At 42.5% G+C, this 14260-nt stretch carries 16 protein-coding genes; 4 read left to right on the forward strand and 12 right to left on the reverse strand.

The features are described 5' to 3' along the window. Nucleotides 1–35: 35 nt before the first annotated feature. Complete coding sequence (locus tag RLN88_RS08175; RefSeq protein ID WP_350221367.1) at nt 36–851, reverse strand: DMT family transporter; 816 nt, start codon at nt 849–851, stop codon at nt 36–38. Nucleotides 852–879: 28 nt separating this feature from the next. Then, entirely contained in the window at nt 880–1527 is a 648-nt protein-coding gene (locus RLN88_RS08180) for an ABC transporter ATP-binding protein (RefSeq protein ID WP_350220902.1), read from the reverse strand. A 195-nt stretch (nt 1528–1722) separates the two neighbouring features. Here RLN88_RS08180 and sucC point away from each other — a divergent pair, with 195 nt between their 5' ends. After that, nucleotides 1723–2934, forward strand: coding sequence for an ADP-forming succinate--CoA ligase subunit beta (sucC, locus tag RLN88_RS08185; protein ID WP_350220903.1), 1212 nt, complete (start codon nt 1723–1725; stop codon nt 2932–2934). A 307-nt stretch (nt 2935–3241) separates the two neighbouring features. Here the strand turns inward: sucC and RLN88_RS16745 are convergent, their stop codons facing one another. Continuing rightward, a complete protein-coding gene (locus RLN88_RS16745) occupies nt 3242–4459 on the reverse strand; it encodes a thrombospondin type 3 repeat-containing protein (protein WP_502880102.1) in 1218 nt (405 codons plus the stop codon). 126 nt (nt 4460–4585) lie between these two features. On the opposite strand from RLN88_RS16745, the gene RLN88_RS08195 reads away from it, so the two are divergent. The 3 genes from RLN88_RS08195 to RLN88_RS08205 all read left to right on the forward strand — a co-directional run bounded on the left by RLN88_RS08195 (nt 4586) and on the right by RLN88_RS08205 (nt 6030). Then, on the forward strand, nt 4586–4750 hold the full coding sequence (locus RLN88_RS08195) for a hypothetical protein (protein WP_350220904.1): 165 nt from the start codon (nt 4586–4588) through the stop codon (nt 4748–4750). A gap of 131 nt (nt 4751–4881) precedes the next feature. Further along, on the forward strand, nt 4882–5211 hold the full coding sequence (locus RLN88_RS08200; RefSeq protein WP_350221368.1) for a CPBP family glutamic-type intramembrane protease: 330 nt from the start codon (nt 4882–4884) through the stop codon (nt 5209–5211). A 96-nt stretch (nt 5212–5307) separates the two neighbouring features. Further along, nucleotides 5308–6030: a DUF547 domain-containing protein gene (locus tag RLN88_RS08205; protein WP_350220905.1), complete on the forward strand. Its 723-nt coding sequence runs from the start codon at nt 5308–5310 to the stop codon at nt 6028–6030. A gap of 214 nt (nt 6031–6244) precedes the next feature. Here RLN88_RS08205 and RLN88_RS08210 read toward each other — a convergent pair whose 3' ends face one another. The 9 genes from RLN88_RS08210 to fabD form a co-directional block, all read right to left on the reverse strand. Next, nucleotides 6245–6796 (reverse strand): porin family protein, encoded by a 552-nt coding sequence (locus tag RLN88_RS08210; protein WP_350220906.1) that lies wholly within the window; start codon nt 6794–6796, stop codon nt 6245–6247. A gap of 106 nt (nt 6797–6902) precedes the next feature. Then, nucleotides 6903–7514, reverse strand: coding sequence for an NADH:ubiquinone reductase (Na(+)-transporting) subunit E (gene nqrE / locus RLN88_RS08215; protein WP_350220907.1), 612 nt, complete (start codon nt 7512–7514; stop codon nt 6903–6905). A gap of 25 nt (nt 7515–7539) precedes the next feature. After that, entirely contained in the window at nt 7540–8253 is a 714-nt protein-coding gene (locus tag RLN88_RS08220; protein WP_350220908.1) for an NADH:ubiquinone reductase (Na(+)-transporting) subunit D, read from the reverse strand. Between the two features lie 3 nt (nt 8254–8256). Continuing rightward, nucleotides 8257–8997: an NADH:ubiquinone reductase (Na(+)-transporting) subunit C gene (gene nqrC, locus RLN88_RS08225; protein ID WP_350220909.1), complete on the reverse strand. Its 741-nt coding sequence runs from the start codon at nt 8995–8997 to the stop codon at nt 8257–8259. Beyond that, nucleotides 8984–10174 (reverse strand): NADH:ubiquinone reductase (Na(+)-transporting) subunit B, encoded by a 1191-nt coding sequence (locus tag RLN88_RS08230; protein WP_350220910.1) that lies wholly within the window; start codon nt 10172–10174, stop codon nt 8984–8986. The genes nqrC and RLN88_RS08230 overlap by 14 nt, the downstream gene beginning before the upstream one ends. 8 nt (nt 10175–10182) lie before the next feature. Beyond that, a complete protein-coding gene (locus tag RLN88_RS08235; protein WP_350220911.1) occupies nt 10183–11541 on the reverse strand; it encodes a Na(+)-translocating NADH-quinone reductase subunit A in 1359 nt (452 codons plus the stop codon). Nucleotides 11542–11681: 140 nt separating this feature from the next. Continuing rightward, nucleotides 11682–12572, reverse strand: a complete 891-nt coding sequence (locus tag RLN88_RS08240) for a 4-hydroxy-3-methylbut-2-enyl diphosphate reductase (protein WP_350220912.1) — start codon at nt 12570–12572, stop codon at nt 11682–11684. Continuing rightward, a complete protein-coding gene (cmk, locus tag RLN88_RS08245) occupies nt 12562–13227 on the reverse strand; it encodes a (d)CMP kinase (RefSeq protein ID WP_350220913.1) in 666 nt (221 codons plus the stop codon). Before cmk ends, RLN88_RS08240 begins: the two co-directional genes overlap by 11 nt. A gap of 145 nt (nt 13228–13372) precedes the next feature. Next, the gene (fabD, locus tag RLN88_RS08250; RefSeq protein ID WP_350220914.1) at nt 13373–14251 is read right to left on the reverse strand and encodes an ACP S-malonyltransferase; all 879 of its coding nucleotides are present in this window, start codon (nt 14249–14251) and stop codon (nt 13373–13375) included. Nucleotides 14252–14260 lie beyond the last annotated feature (9 nt).

The raw sequence follows: 14260 nt of genomic DNA on the forward strand, positions 1-14260 counted from the left end.
TAGGAGTGCAAATAAAACAGAAGGACCAATTAAAATCAAGATGGCTGTTTCTTCCAGACTACATTCAAAATAACCCCTGAAAGCACCAGTGCCATTCCTCCATAGGTAACCATGTTGTAGGTTTCATCGAACAGGAAGAAACCAAATGCTAATGAGTAGATGATTCCGATATAAGTGAGAATAGACACTTTATTAAGCTCTTCTTTCTGATAGGCCTTCGTCATGAGAAACTGCGCTATCTGTGTGGTAATTCCCACGAGTATCAATACCAGCCAATCATTGCCCACAGGCTGAACCCAAACAAATGAAGACCATACTGCAGATACAGGCAACATGATCAATGGGAAATAGAAAATAATTACCAGCGGATGTTCGCTTGTTTTGAGCTTGCGAATAAAATTGTATGCTAACCCCATAAAAAGTGAGGCACTGATTCCCATCACCACATGCCAAAATGATATCCGTGGGTCAAATCCCTGGATGACCAAAATGCCAGCAAAGCTCATGGCAAAAAAGAGCCACTGAATATTTCTGACCTTCTCCCCCACTATGAAAATGCCTAGAACAGCCGTGAATATTGGCGCCAGGTATTGAAGTGTGGAAGCAGTGGCTAGAGGGATTTGCTGTAGCAGGCTGAAGTAAATTACCAGCGCAAATGCTCCAGCAACACCCCTGCCAATCAAGTATGGCTTGTTGTTTCCCCAAACATTTACCCTTTGTCGGCTCAGAAAGAAAAGACTGATTATCAAAGAGATGACGGAACGGAACAGAATGATTTCGATGGCCGGAATGTGTGGTACCAACTTCACACACACTTTCATTAGTGTAAAAGTGAAGGATGCAAAAAGCATGTATCTGACTCCCTGACTCAATCCTGTATCAAGAAGTTATAATTCCGTCCTTAATTTCGAGCTTTCGGTCTGCCATTCCTGCGAGTTCCATGTTGTGGGTCACTATGACAAAGGTTTGACCGATTTTGTTTCTTAGATCAAAGAAAAGCTTGTGCAGGTCATCTGCACTTTGAGAATCCAGGTTTCCACTAGGCTCATCCGCAAAAACGATGGACGGATCATTGATCAATGCCCTGGCTACTGACACCCGTTGCTGCTCACCTCCGGAAAGTTCAGAAGGCTTGTGATCTTTCCTATCAGCAAGTCCTAAAACTTTCAAAAGTTCCTCCGCACGTTTTTCAGCACCTTTTGACCCTTTGATGTAGGCAGGAATGCACACATTTTCAAGAGCTGTGAATTCGGGAAATAAGTTATGAAACTGGAAGATAAATCCAATCTCCTCGTTCCTGAATTTCGACATCCTTTTCTGCGAAAGAGATGATACCTCTACGTCATTCAGCATCACTTTGCCCTGATCAGGAGTGTCCAGCGTTCCAAGGATGTGTAGCAATGTACTTTTCCCTGCACCGGAGGCGCCTACAATGCTCACAACTTCCCCTTTTTCTATGGAAAGGTTGATTCCTTTCAGTACCTCAAGTCCATTGTACGACTTCTGAATGTTCTCAGCTTTCAACATGGCGGCAAAGATATGTCTATCATCCTGAATACGCCATCTGGCTCTGTTTCAACTTGGTTATACGTTCACGATGGTTTAGCTTCGCAAAAAATTTATTTTCCATGAATGAGCATGATGCTCAATCCAATCACTGAGCAAGACAGATGCCCATGATTGAAGTTGTAGCAAACCGCTGATTTAAGAACCATTGAACAGATGAACATTCACGAATACCAAGCCAAAGAAATTCTAAAATCATATGGCGTGACCATCCAGGAAGGTGTGGTTGCCGATACTCCTGATAAAGCTGTGGAAGCTGCTAAAGAGTTGAATAGAGAAACAGGAACGTCATGGTACGTAATCAAGGCTCAAATTCACGCTGGGGGAAGAGGAAAAGGTAAGATCAATGAGACCGGATCAAACGGTGTGGTTTTGGCAAAAAGCCTGGATGAAGTAGCTCCAAAAGCAAAGGCGATTTTGGGTGGCACACTCGTGACACACCAGACGGGCGCGGAAGGTAAAAAAGTGAATAAGGTATTGATCGCCCAGGATGTTTACTACCCTGGAGAATCAGATCCTAAAGAATATTATCTGTCGATTCTACTTGATAGAGGTACTGGGAAGAATGTGATCATGGCTTCTACTGAAGGAGGTATGGATATCGAAACTGTGGCTGAAGAAACCCCGGACAAAATTGTAAAAGAGTGGATCGATCCGGCTGTTGGTCTTCAGGGATTCCAAGCAAGAAAAGTGGCATTTGCACTTGGGCTGGAAGGTGAGGCGTTCAAAGGAATGGTAAAATTCATCTTCGCACTTTATAAAGCTTACGAAGCAACAGACGCATCTCAATTTGAAATCAACCCGGTTTTAAAAACTTCTGACAATAAGATTTTGGCCGTGGATGCGAAAGTGAATATTGATGATAATGCGCTTTACAGGCACAAGGATATTGCAGAGCTGAGAGACCTCACAGAGGAAGATCCATTGGAGGTAGAAGCTGGTAAATCCGGCCTTAACTATGTGAAACTTGATGGCAATGTTGGATGTATGGTGAATGGGGCCGGACTTGCTATGGCTACTATGGACATCATCAAACTTTCAGGCGGTGAGCCTGCAAACTTCCTGGATGTGGGAGGTGGAGCAAATGCTCAAACTGTGGAGGCAGGTTTCCGAATCATCCTGAAAGATCCGAACGTGAAAGCTATTCTAATCAACATCTTTGGAGGTATCGTGAGATGTGACAGAGTGGCCAATGGAGTTGTGGAGGCCTACAAAAACATAGGAGACATCAAAGTGCCGATCATCGTAAGGCTGCAGGGAACCAATGCTGAGGAAGGCGCAAAAATCATTGAAGAATCTGGACTGAAAGTAACTTCTGCGATCGTATTGAAAGATGCTGCTGAAAAAGTAAAAGAGGTACTTTCCTAGACCCAATCCATCAACACACAAAACCTTGATGAGGCTCATCAAGGTTTTTTTGTTCCCAGAAGAGCCACTCATCGAATTAATTGTGCTATTCAAAGAAACGATTGGGGGTTTTTAAGTTGCCGCTGGACATACTCATGACAACAAAATGAAATCAATTATGAGTTACGTAAGATTCCTACTATCTGTATTAACGGTGATTGTTTTGCTTGTCATGCTGAGCTAATCAAAAGAAAAATCAAAATAATCACCGCTAATAGAAAAGCCCGCTCGAAATCGAGCGGGCTTCCCTTTTTAATTCTATTTGATTTTAATCGCCAAACTCACCAAAATATAAGGTGAGTAGGCTTTCCAGCTCCTCTATAAAAGAATCGTAATAGTTTGAGGCTTTCTCCGTGCTTCCATTCTTATATTCCAGCAACACGATAAGTTCTTCATTATTGTTTTCCTTCAAGACAATGTCAGCAATTTTCAAATCCTTATACAGCACCTCCAGATCTAGGAATGAGTTGATCTGAGCAACCGTTGGATCTTCAATCTGAAGAATCTCGGCAATTCCTCCCGGTGATTGAATAGACAAATCGTTGCTATAAACCTCGAAAGTTAGCTTCAACAAATCTTCTTCTGCTAAATTCTGATAATCATTGCTTGCAAGCTCCACCTCTGCATGAATACCGGTGGCACAAGCATCTGTATCATCTGAGAAATCCAAATCAAGTGTGAATTCAGTATTAGAATTTCGATCCACTACCAGAGAAAGTGAATATGGATTCACATAAACTCCCAAATCAATAGAAACCGGAATCTGGAAGTTAGAATTGTTAGCATATTTCACATTATTCAGGTTGATGCTTATCACATAGTCTCCATCTACCATCAGATAAACATCCACAGAGAGTGGTAGATACAATTCACTCTCATCGATGGTTACGAGTTGGTCGGAGTAATTCTCAATGAGAATCATGCCATTGTTTGTTGTCTCGGCCGGACTAGTAGGAAACTTGATCACTACCTTGTCAGTTTGATCTTCGTCCCGAGCCCATGTGCCGTTTGAGTGTTTATAGCGATAAGTTCCGGCAAATAAATCCATATCAAAGCGTGCCTCTTCGGTTGTTGGAGCCACCTCACCAAGACCATTTACAAGATCCTCCATCCATTCCTGATTCAGGGTATCCCCATTGGACAATCCCATAAAATCTGTCAGTACAGTTTCGATGGCAGTTCCATTTTCAAAGGTTTTGATACATGCGAGCGTTGCATCAAGAGCGGCCTGAATATTCATTTTATCCTGAGCGACAGTGGTAGGATCGCACGCATCCCCGATACCATCCCCATCAGAGTCTTCCTGATCCGGATTACTCACTTCAGCGCAATTGTCTTCTTCATCCACAATTCCATCTCCGTCTGTATCTGGCAGTGGGTTTTCCTCCTCGGAGCAGGAAATGAAAATAATAAGGCTAAACATGGCCACAAACAGAAACAGTAATCGCAAAGCCGATTTAGATTTTAAGGTGATTTTTCGTTTCATGACTAAAAAAATTTGAGCGGTAGCTGGTGACATTTATCACCAAATAATCTATAAAGATGCAAAATTCTTTTCCAATAATTGTACTAAATGGAGTTCTATTTGTATTAATCTAAAGAATGGAGGCAAATGAAAAACCATCAAGCATTTGAAATCACAGCGGTAGTGATGACAGCAGCAGGCAAGTTCCTTTTCTATGACATGCTACACCAACAACTCGTTTTCATTATCCTGATGTTTGTCTTTGGGGATTTTATATTTTCAAGCGAGTCAGGAAGAATCACGGGGTACTAAGGGAATGGGGTTTTCGAACGGATAACTTTACAGAAGTACTAAAGAAAACCCTTCCTTTTGGACTGATTGCCGTCATTTCTTGCTTCGCAATTGGTTATGCTCAGGACACGCTAAACATTCACTGGCACCTCATCCCTATCCTTGTACTTTATCCAATTTTTGGCATACTACAGCAATTCCTACTTATGGCCTTGGTGGCAGGGAACCTTCAAAAGCTGAACAAATTCAGAACATACTCCATCATCATGCTAACTGCGTCACTATTTGGACTCCTTCATTATCCCTACTGGTGGCTGGTTATTGGCACATTCACCCTGGCCGTCTTTTACATATATATCTATCTGAAAAATCGCAACCTATATGTTCTGGGGATTTTCCATGGATGGCTTGGGGCTATTTTCTACTACACTGTGGTAGATAAAGATCCATTTCTGGAAGTGTTCGGTATTCTTTCCATGTGATCAATTGTCTTAAAAAATACATTCGATCCTAAAAAATAGCACAGATACCTACTATTATTCCCATGATCGTTTTAATTAAAGGTATTGAATGGGCTTATGAAAAAAATAATATTGTCTTCAGTGATTTTTTTGAATGGGTTCAGGTTAGTATCACAAGAAATATTGCCAACCTCCATCTTTGATCACTTTAACCAATTTCTCACAAAAGAAGTCGTATTCGGATTGGTGGACTATGCTGGATTATCTGATAGTCCCGAAAATTTGGATTCCCTGGTAAATCAGATTGCAAACTACGATTTGAAGGGAGCTACCCAAGATCATAAAACTGCATTCTACCTGAATTCATATAATATTCTTGTGATCAAGCAAGTAGTTGATAGGTATCCTATTAATAGTCCAATGGATGTGAAAGGATTTTTTAATGTGAAAACATTTACCGTAGCAGGGGAAACCTTGACCCTTGATGCCATTGAGTTTACTAAGTTATTTGCACCCACCAAAGACCCTCGAATCCATTTTGCGCTTGGCTGTGGCGCTCGAAGTTGTCCATTTTTATATGACAATGCTTTTTACCCTGATAAGCTACAGGAGCAGCTTGAATTCAGAGCTCAACTGATCATAGACAGGCCTAATTATGTTTATGTAGTAGAGAAAGAAAAAAAAGTAATCTTAAACAAAGTATTTGACTGGTATACAGATCAGTTTGAGGATAATGCCGGCTCACTCATAAGCTATGTGAATAAATATCGCTTCTATAAAGTACCAAATGACTATGCTATCGAATTCCAGGAGTACGACTGGTCCTTAAATGACAGATAGTATAGGGGAAATGAGTGGCCCGGTTTTTATAATAGAAACCTGACCAGTGAAAAACAAAAAACAACTATTTATTCTTGTAGGTGGGATTCTCCTGGCACTCCTCCTTATTTTCTCCGGTCTGAGGTCAAAAGATTGGGATTCTATCGTTTCACCAGCCTCACAAAAAAAGCCGAAGCAAAGTGCCCCGGCCCTCTTTGATAGTCTCTTATGATGCTTACTTGCCCAGTTTAAAAAGGCTGTAGCCAATCGAAAGCTGGAATGTTCGATTCTTCACTTCATCACCAGCACCAGAATCATTAATATCTGACAATCCTAAAACATATCTGGCAGTAAATTGCAAACCAAAAGGCGCATCCCAACCCGCACCAAGTGCGGCACTTATGTCGCTGCTTTTGTAAGCGTCTTTCACGTCAACAGATCCACTTTCAGCTTTTGTAAGGATACCGAACTGAGGACCTGCCTGAAGGTTTAGTCCCATAGGAAGGTAAAACTTGACCATAACAGGTACATTTAAATAGCTCAAATCCACATCGGCGGTTGAAAAGCTGGCTCCCTGTTTGGAGAAAAGCATTTCCGGTTGAATGCCAATATTGGCAAGCTTTATCAATCCATATGCTCCACCGTGAAACGAAGTGATGGATTCAGATCCTGAGATGTTCGTATTTGCAAAGTTTGCTCCAGCTTTGATTCCCAATGAGACGCTGGCCTGACTGAATGCAACTACTGAAAAAAATATAAGTGATAATGTAAGTAAAGTCTTTTTCATAATGTTTTTGTTTGTTGTTAGTAAAATACTTTGGGCAAAACACCCAAAATAATGCCATAAAAAAAAGGGTGATAAACCACCCTTTTAATTAACAAAATCTTTGATTTTATAGTGCCACCCCGATAAAGGATTTGAATGCCAACCCCATCAATCCGGTGATAAGCATAGTAATACCGAGACCTTTCAAACCGTCTGGCACATGTGAATATTTCAATCGCTCTCTAATGGCGGCCAATGCTATAATGGCAAGAAAGAACCCTGTGCCTGAGCCAAAACCAAAAGCTGTAGCTTCCACAATGGTGTAGTCTCTCTGCACCATAAACAAAGATGATCCAAGAATGGAGCAGTTTACCGCAATTAGCGGAAGGAAAATACCCAATGACCCATAAAGTGAGGGTGAGAATTTTTCAATAACCATCTCTACCAGTTGTACCATTGCGGCAATCACAGCAATGAAAATGATGAACTGAAGGAATGTAAGGTCGATGCTGGCGAAATCGGCACCCAGCCACGTTAGAGCTCCCTCTTTCAAGACCTTCTCCTGGATCAGCCAGTTGATGGGTACGGTGATCGTCAATACGAAAATAACAGCCATTCCCAATCCAAAAGCTGTTTTCACCTTCTTGGACACTGCCAGAAAGGAACACATGCCCAGGAAGTATGCGAAGATCATGTTATCAATGAAAATCGCCTTGATTGCTATATTAATTGCTTCCATAATTATTGTCTTTCGCGCACTTCAATTAGTGCTCTACGTATCCATTTTTCGTTCTCTGAACCCAAATTATTACTCCAAGAATGATGAATGCCCCTATCGAGTCAACCATCAGTCCATTGGTTTGCAGTGATGTCCCCAGCAATCCTCCTATCGAACCATAAACATCAAATTCCAGCGGAGTTCCTATGAATACAGTTCCTCCACCCAATAGTTCTCTGAAGAACGCTACTACCAGAATGATCCAGGCGTATCCAAAGCCACTACCAAATCCGTCCAGTATTGAATCATACGGCTTGTTGGCCATTGCAAATGCTTCCAGACGACCCATCACGATGCAGTTAGTAATGATCAAGCCTACATATGCTCCAAGTACTTTGTACATATCATAGCTGTAAGCCTTCAATACCTCACTCACAAGTGTTACCAGGGTTGCGATGATCGCCAACTGCACGATGATCCTGATCCTATTAGGTATCAATTTTCTCATCACCGAAGTGATCAAGTTTGAAAAAACAATCACAAAAATTACTGCGATTGACATGATCATGGTTGGCTTAAACTGCACAGTTACAGCCAGCGCAGAACAGATGCCTAAAACCTGAACAGTAATCGGGTTGTCTTCATTTAATGGATCAGAGACGATTCTCTTCCTTCTCTTCGAGAATAATGGCTCGGCGGCCTCTTTTGTCTTTAGCTCTACAGCTGACGCTTCTGATACTTCTGCAATTTCAGTACTCATATTTTAGCTGTTTTGAGATTTAGTCTTTTCAATAAATGCTGAATAGCACTTCAAATATTTTTCCAGCATGGAGTTGACTCCCTTGGCTGTCATGGTTGCTCCGGACATGCCATCTACCTGATGCTCACTCAGTCCTGTATTTCCTTCTCCTTTCACCATTGTGATGCTTACCAACTCTCCCTGATCGTTGTAAACCTCCTTGCCTATATACCTGTTTTGAACGGTTGCTTCAGTGATTCTGGCACCAAGTCCCGGGGTTTCACTTTTATGGTCAAAAGCAATCCCTTTCACGGTATTAAGGTCTTGCCCGAAAGCTACATAGCTGGATATCCAATCCCAAAGGCCTGCTCCGAAAGTTGGGAAAATGTACGCATCTACTCCCTGGCCACTCTCACTAAACATAAAAACAGGGTACAGTCTCTCTTGTGGGTCAAGCTTGTAATTTTTCTGGATATTCACTTTCTCCGCTACTACCGGATTGCCCTTGGCGTCAGTTGTTACTTCATTTCCATTTATATCCACAACAATCGACCTCACTTTCTGACTGTAGGTGCTTAGTATCTCATTCGGGTCTGTCATGGACGAAATGTCCATCACTGCCCCAAGGATTTTTTTCTTTGTATCCAGCTCTACTTGCTTGTCCTGCAAAGGCTTCAGCCCTACTGAGGTAAGGGATAGTGCACCTCCAAAAACCACCGTGATCCCGATGGCAAATAGAATTACATATAAATTAGACTGTCGCACGTTTTAATCTTCTTTTTTTGTTTGCCTCTACTACATAGAAATCGATAAGTGGAGCGAATACATTCATGAACAGAATCGCCAGCATGATACCCTCTGGATATGCCGGGTTGATGACCCTGATCAAGACGGTAATCACTCCTATAAGGAAGCCATATATCCATTTCCCAACTTCAGTGTGGGATGCACTCACTGGATCGGTGGCCATAAATACCGCACCGAAAGCCAATCCACCAATCACTAGGTGATAATGAGCGGGCATCTCCATAAAGCTATTGCCTCCTGTAAGGTTGAACAAACCACCCATGGCCAATGTTCCAAGAACCACGCTCAACATAATTTTCCAACTTCCTACACCTGTCGCAATCAGGATCACTGCTCCTATCAGACACATAAGTGTAGATGTTTCTCCTATACTACCCGGGATAATTCCAATGAACATGTTCCAGAAATCGAACATGCCTGCATACCAGTGATTGGATACAGCCTGCATCATGTCTGTTCCGTTTGCGGCCGCTTCTGCTCCATAAGCCAGAATTGTAGCCCCGGAAAAACCATCAACAGGGGTTTTATCCCCCAGGTATGTCCATACATCACCGGAAATCTGTGAAGGGTAAGCGAAGTAGAGGAATACCCTTGCTGTGAGGGCCACATTGAGGATATTCATCCCTGTACCCCCAAATACTTCTTTGCCAATAACCACTGCAAAAACGGTAGCCATAGCTACCTGCCAGAGTGGAATAGTAGCCGGCATGATCAGGGGAATCAACATTCCAGTGACAAGGAATCCTTCCTCCACAGGGCGCTGATAGATCACACAAAAAGTGAATTCTGTGAATAGGCCCACACCGTAGGATACCACGATGATCGGAACTACTTTCAGTATGCCAATCCAGAATTTATCGAGCATAGATGCTTCTACTCCAGTGGCGATAAAGTGCTGATGCCCTACATTCCACATCCCGAAGATCAGGCAAGGGATCATGGCAATGATCACTGTCATCATCAAACGCTTCAGGTCCGTTGCATCCTTGATCTGAGTGCCCTTTTTGCCTGTGATTATATCAGGAGCAAAAAAGATGGTTCTGTGTCCCTCATAGATCGGGTGGAATTTTTCATATTTTCCACCTTTCTCAAAAAGAGGCTTTATCTGATCAAATTTTTTCTGCAAAAACTTCATATTCCTGCTTATCCTTCTTTAATTAATTCAATTCCTTCTCTGAGTATCTCCTGAATTGGATTCTTGGATACGTCTATAAATTCGCAAAGCGCCACATCCTCCTCAATCACTTCGTAAATACCCAGTGCTTCCATGTCATCATAATCCTCAGCTATGATTGCCTTGAACAAATAGGTTGGGAGAATATCCATTGGCGTTACTTCCTCAAAAGCACCAGTCACCACAAAATTTCTCTCCTCTCCGTGGGTATTGGTATCCACCACAAATTCTTTATCCTTTCCATTAAGGAAGGTGAGCATTCCAAATGCTTTGTGGAAACTTAACTTCTTGGTAGATGGCAAAATCCATCCCATAAACTCCTCGTGCTTTCCTTCCGGAATTATGGTCACTTGATTGTGATAATAGCCGAGATATCCTTCAGCTCCTACACCTTCACCTGTGAGCACGTTTCCGGAAATGAATCGATTATCATCACCCTCTGTTTCGATTTTGTTGAGGCAGGCCCCCGCAAACATTTTGGCGTACCCTCTTTCCTTAGCCTGAGAGCCAGTGATAGCTACCAATCGGGAAGTATCATAGATTCCTTCAATGAAAAGTTTGCCTATGCGGGCAACTCCAACCGGATTAACCGTCCAGACAATATCTCCCTTTGCTATCGGGTCAATGTGATGAATCTGAACGCCCACGTTACCCGCAGGATGTGGGCCTGTAATGGTGTTTAGTTGTACGTTTTTAACCTGTGAAAACAACTGAGATACTTCTGCCCTTCCATCGGTATTTAGGTGAATTGGGCCCGAAGTAAATTTTTTGAGGATATCTACCCCGGCCTGAAAATATTGCTCTTGTCCCTGAAGTACGTAAGAATAATCAGTGGCAAGGGGACTGCTATCAAAAGCAGAAATGAAAATGGACTTGGGAGAATCTGACGGATTTGCCACGCATCCGAATGGTCGCTGGATAATGTTCGCCCAACCTCCTGATTTTTTCAATTGCTCCAGTGCATCTTCTTTGGAGAGGCTACCGATATCGGATGCAGAATATTTTTTAAAATTTTCGAATTCAACTTGCTTGTCGGCAAGGATTTTCACTTCGAGTACCTTTCTTTTTTCACCTCGTTTGATCTCTACGATCTCACCACTCACTGGAGACGTGTAAAGAATATCTTCCACGTTTCGTTCGAAGAATATGGGTGATCCGGCTTTCACATTGTCGCCTTCTTTCACTACCAGTTTTGGTCGGCTTATTCCACTGAAGTCCGTTGGTTTCAGTGCGAAAGTTTCCGGTTGGGGTACTTCTATGGTTCTTTTTTCTGCCTTTCCGGCCAGGTTTAAATCAAAACCTTTTTTCAGCTTAATCGTCTGAGACATATTTCTTACTTGGGAGAACGTCTAAAAAAACGAGGCAAACTTAATCAATATAGGATTTAACCCCGATCAAAATTCCAATAAAAAAGCTGTTTAATTAGCTAATGGAAATGAAACCGTTTGAAAGGCAATTGGTTTGCTTTTTAGGCAGTGGCTGGTTCACTTTTTAAAAGGAAATCCCTCACCTGCTCCATCAGCCAGGTAGGGGTGGATGTGGCCCCACATATTCCAACGGAATCCCCAGGTTCCATCCAGCTTAAATCAATTTCCTTTTCGCTTTCTACAAAATAGCTTCTTGGATTATTGGTCAAGCAAACATTATAAAGCGCTTTACCATTGGAACTCTTGCGGCCTGCCACAAAAATGATCACATCATGTTTCTGAGAGAATTTTTCCATGTGAGGCTCCCGGTTAGACACCTGGCGGCAAATGCTGTCATTCGCATTGAAATCATCAGCTACGGAAAGGAGCCCCTCAGATTCTATGCGCTTTTCAATTTCTTCCTTAATGGAGTAAAAACCTTTAGTGCTTTTGGTGGTCTGTGAGAATAGCGTGATTGGTTTGGAAAAGTCGATTTTCTCCAGGTCTTCCACACCTGTGATGATGATCGCTTCATTGGACGTTTGTCCGGTGAGCCCGATAACCTCCGCATGGCCGGGCTTTCCATAAATCACTAGTTGTCCACCTTTATGTTTGGTTAGATCATATGCATTCTTGACCCTGTTTTGAAGCTTGAGTACGACCGGGCATGATGCATCAACCAGCTCAATATTGTTTTCAATCGCTATTTGATAGGTCTCCGGTGGCTCCCCGTGTGCGCGAATTAAGACTTTACAATCTTTCAGGTCTTTAAGCTCATCGCGGGTTATTGTTCGCAGGCCTTTGTTGTAAAGACGCTCAACTTCCATTGAATTGTGCACAATATCACCCAAGCAATATAACTCCTGCCCTTCTATCATCTCGTCTTCCGCCATTTGAATGGCAAATTCGACCCCAAAACAATACCCTGAATTTTCGTCTATTTCAACCTTCATATATTATAGATTCAGCCATTTCAACAATTTTATCTATCTGTTGATTCAAAGTTAGATGAGAAGTGTCAATCTCCCTTACATCGTCAGCTTTCTTTAGCGGGCTATCCGCTCTTGTGCTATCTATGTGGTCCCTCTGATTAAGATTCTCTTTGATTACTTCAAGTTTTTCATCTATTCCCTTTTTCAACAACTCTTTCCTCCTTCGTTCTGCCCTTACATCCATATCTGCTGTCATGAAAACTTTCAGTTCCGCGTTGGGAAAAACAATTGTGCCAATATCCCTTCCATCCATCACAACTCCCTTTTCTTCTCCCATCTTTCTCTGGTGCTCTACCAATTTGGCCCTGACTGCCGAAATAGCACTAACCTGGCTCACATGGTTATTTACGTCCATTGTGCGGATTTCATTGTCCACATTCGCTCCATTCAGATAGATTGAAGTGCCTGAAAATGAAATATCACATTTTTTAAGGCTTTTCTCTACCTGTCCCACATTCGAAAAATCAACGTTGTTGATAAGAAAAAAATACGTCACAGCACGATACATAGCCCCACTATCAATGTACGTATAACCAAGCCTGGATGCCACTTGTTTGGCAGTTGAACTTTTTCCGGTTCCGGAATAGCCATCAAGGGCAACAACGATCTTCTTCATCAGCAGTCTTTAATAGGACAAGGTATCGGTTTTCCCTTTTTGATCTTCTTATTGTTCTTTTTTGTTGTCGATGGGCCTTGCTTACATCCTTCTGATCCGATCAGAATAGCCCCTAAAAGCAAAATCAATATGGCTTTAGTCCACCTCATGAGATGCCTGAAACCTGCATTTCCCTGTTTACTTTCATCACAAGGCCTTGCAATACTTTACCTGGACCGCACTCTGTGAAACTAGTGGCACCATCAGCAATCATACGTTGAACACACTGTGTCCATCGCACAGGAGAGGTTAACTGGAGTACGAGGTTTTTCTTGATAGATTCCACATCTGAGTATCCTTTTGCATCCACATTTTGATAGACCGGACACTTTGGATTATTGAATATCGTGTTTTGTATAGCTTCTGCCAATTCCTCGCGTGCGGGTTCCATCAATGGAGAATGGAAAGCTCCCCCTACCGGAAGTACCAGTGCCCGCTTCGCTCCTGCCAGCTTCAGTTTTTCACAGGCATCATTTACCGCCTTTACTTCACCACTAATCACCAACTGCCCGGGACAGTTGTAGTTTGCAGCCACTACCACGCCTGAGGTTTCTGCACATACTTTTTCCACCACTTCATCCTCCAGGCCAAGAACTGCTGCCATGGTAGATTCCTGCATTTCGCAGGCTTTTTGCATCGCCATCGCCCGCTTCGACACGAGTGAAAGTCCATCTTCGAAACTCAGAGTGCCATTTGCCACAAGTGCTGAAAATTCACCCAATGAGTGACCAGCTACCATGTCTGGTTTGAAATTTTCTGAAGTAAGCGCTGCAACCACACTGTGGATAAAGATGGCTGGCTGGGTTACTTTGGTTTGTTTCAGCTCCTCATCAGAGCCTGAAAACATGATGTTTTTTATATTAAAACCAAGGATATCATTTGATTTATCAATAAGTTCCTTGGCAGATGAATGATTGTCGTAAAGTTCCTTGCCCATGCCTGAAAACTGGGCTCCCTGTCCGGGAAAAACGTATGCTTTGCTCATAGGTAATGT

Origin of the sequence: Ekhidna sp., assembly GCF_040223195.1 — a bacterium.
In the GTDB taxonomy this organism is placed as follows: Bacteria; Bacteroidota; Bacteroidia; order Cytophagales; family Cyclobacteriaceae; genus Ekhidna.

Coding starts and splice junctions, on each gene's coding strand:
- RLN88_RS08235 (WP_350220911.1), bottom strand. CDS start 11,541: ATGTCTCAGACGATTAAGCTGAAAAAAGGTTTTGATTTAAACCTGGCC.
- RLN88_RS08180 (WP_350220902.1), bottom strand. CDS start 1,527: ATGTTGAAAGCTGAGAACATTCAGAAGTCGTACAATGGACTTGAGGTA.
- RLN88_RS08220 (WP_350220908.1), bottom strand. CDS start 8,253: ATGAGTACTGAAATTGCAGAAGTATCAGAAGCGTCAGCTGTAGAGCTA.
- RLN88_RS16745 (WP_502880102.1), bottom strand. CDS start 4,459: ATGAAACGAAAAATCACCTTAAAATCTAAATCGGCTTTGCGATTACTG.
- sucC (WP_350220903.1), top strand. CDS start 1,723: ATGAACATTCACGAATACCAAGCCAAAGAAATTCTAAAATCATATGGC.
- RLN88_RS08210 (WP_350220906.1), bottom strand. CDS start 6,796: ATGAAAAAGACTTTACTTACATTATCACTTATATTTTTTTCAGTAGTT.
- RLN88_RS08205 (WP_350220905.1), top strand. CDS start 5,308: ATGAAAAAAATAATATTGTCTTCAGTGATTTTTTTGAATGGGTTCAGG.
- RLN88_RS08240 (WP_350220912.1), bottom strand. CDS start 12,572: ATGAAGGTTGAAATAGACGAAAATTCAGGGTATTGTTTTGGGGTCGAA.
- fabD (WP_350220914.1), bottom strand. CDS start 14,251: ATGAGCAAAGCATACGTTTTTCCCGGACAGGGAGCCCAGTTTTCAGGC.
- nqrE (WP_350220907.1), bottom strand. CDS start 7,514: ATGGAAGCAATTAATATAGCAATCAAGGCGATTTTCATTGATAACATG.
- RLN88_RS08230 (WP_350220910.1), bottom strand. CDS start 10,174: ATGAAGTTTTTGCAGAAAAAATTTGATCAGATAAAGCCTCTTTTTGAG.
- RLN88_RS08175 (WP_350221367.1), bottom strand. CDS start 851: ATGCTTTTTGCATCCTTCACTTTTACACTAATGAAAGTGTGTGTGAAG.
- RLN88_RS08195 (WP_350220904.1), top strand. CDS start 4,586: ATGAAAAACCATCAAGCATTTGAAATCACAGCGGTAGTGATGACAGCA.
- cmk (WP_350220913.1), bottom strand. CDS start 13,227: ATGAAGAAGATCGTTGTTGCCCTTGATGGCTATTCCGGAACCGGAAAA.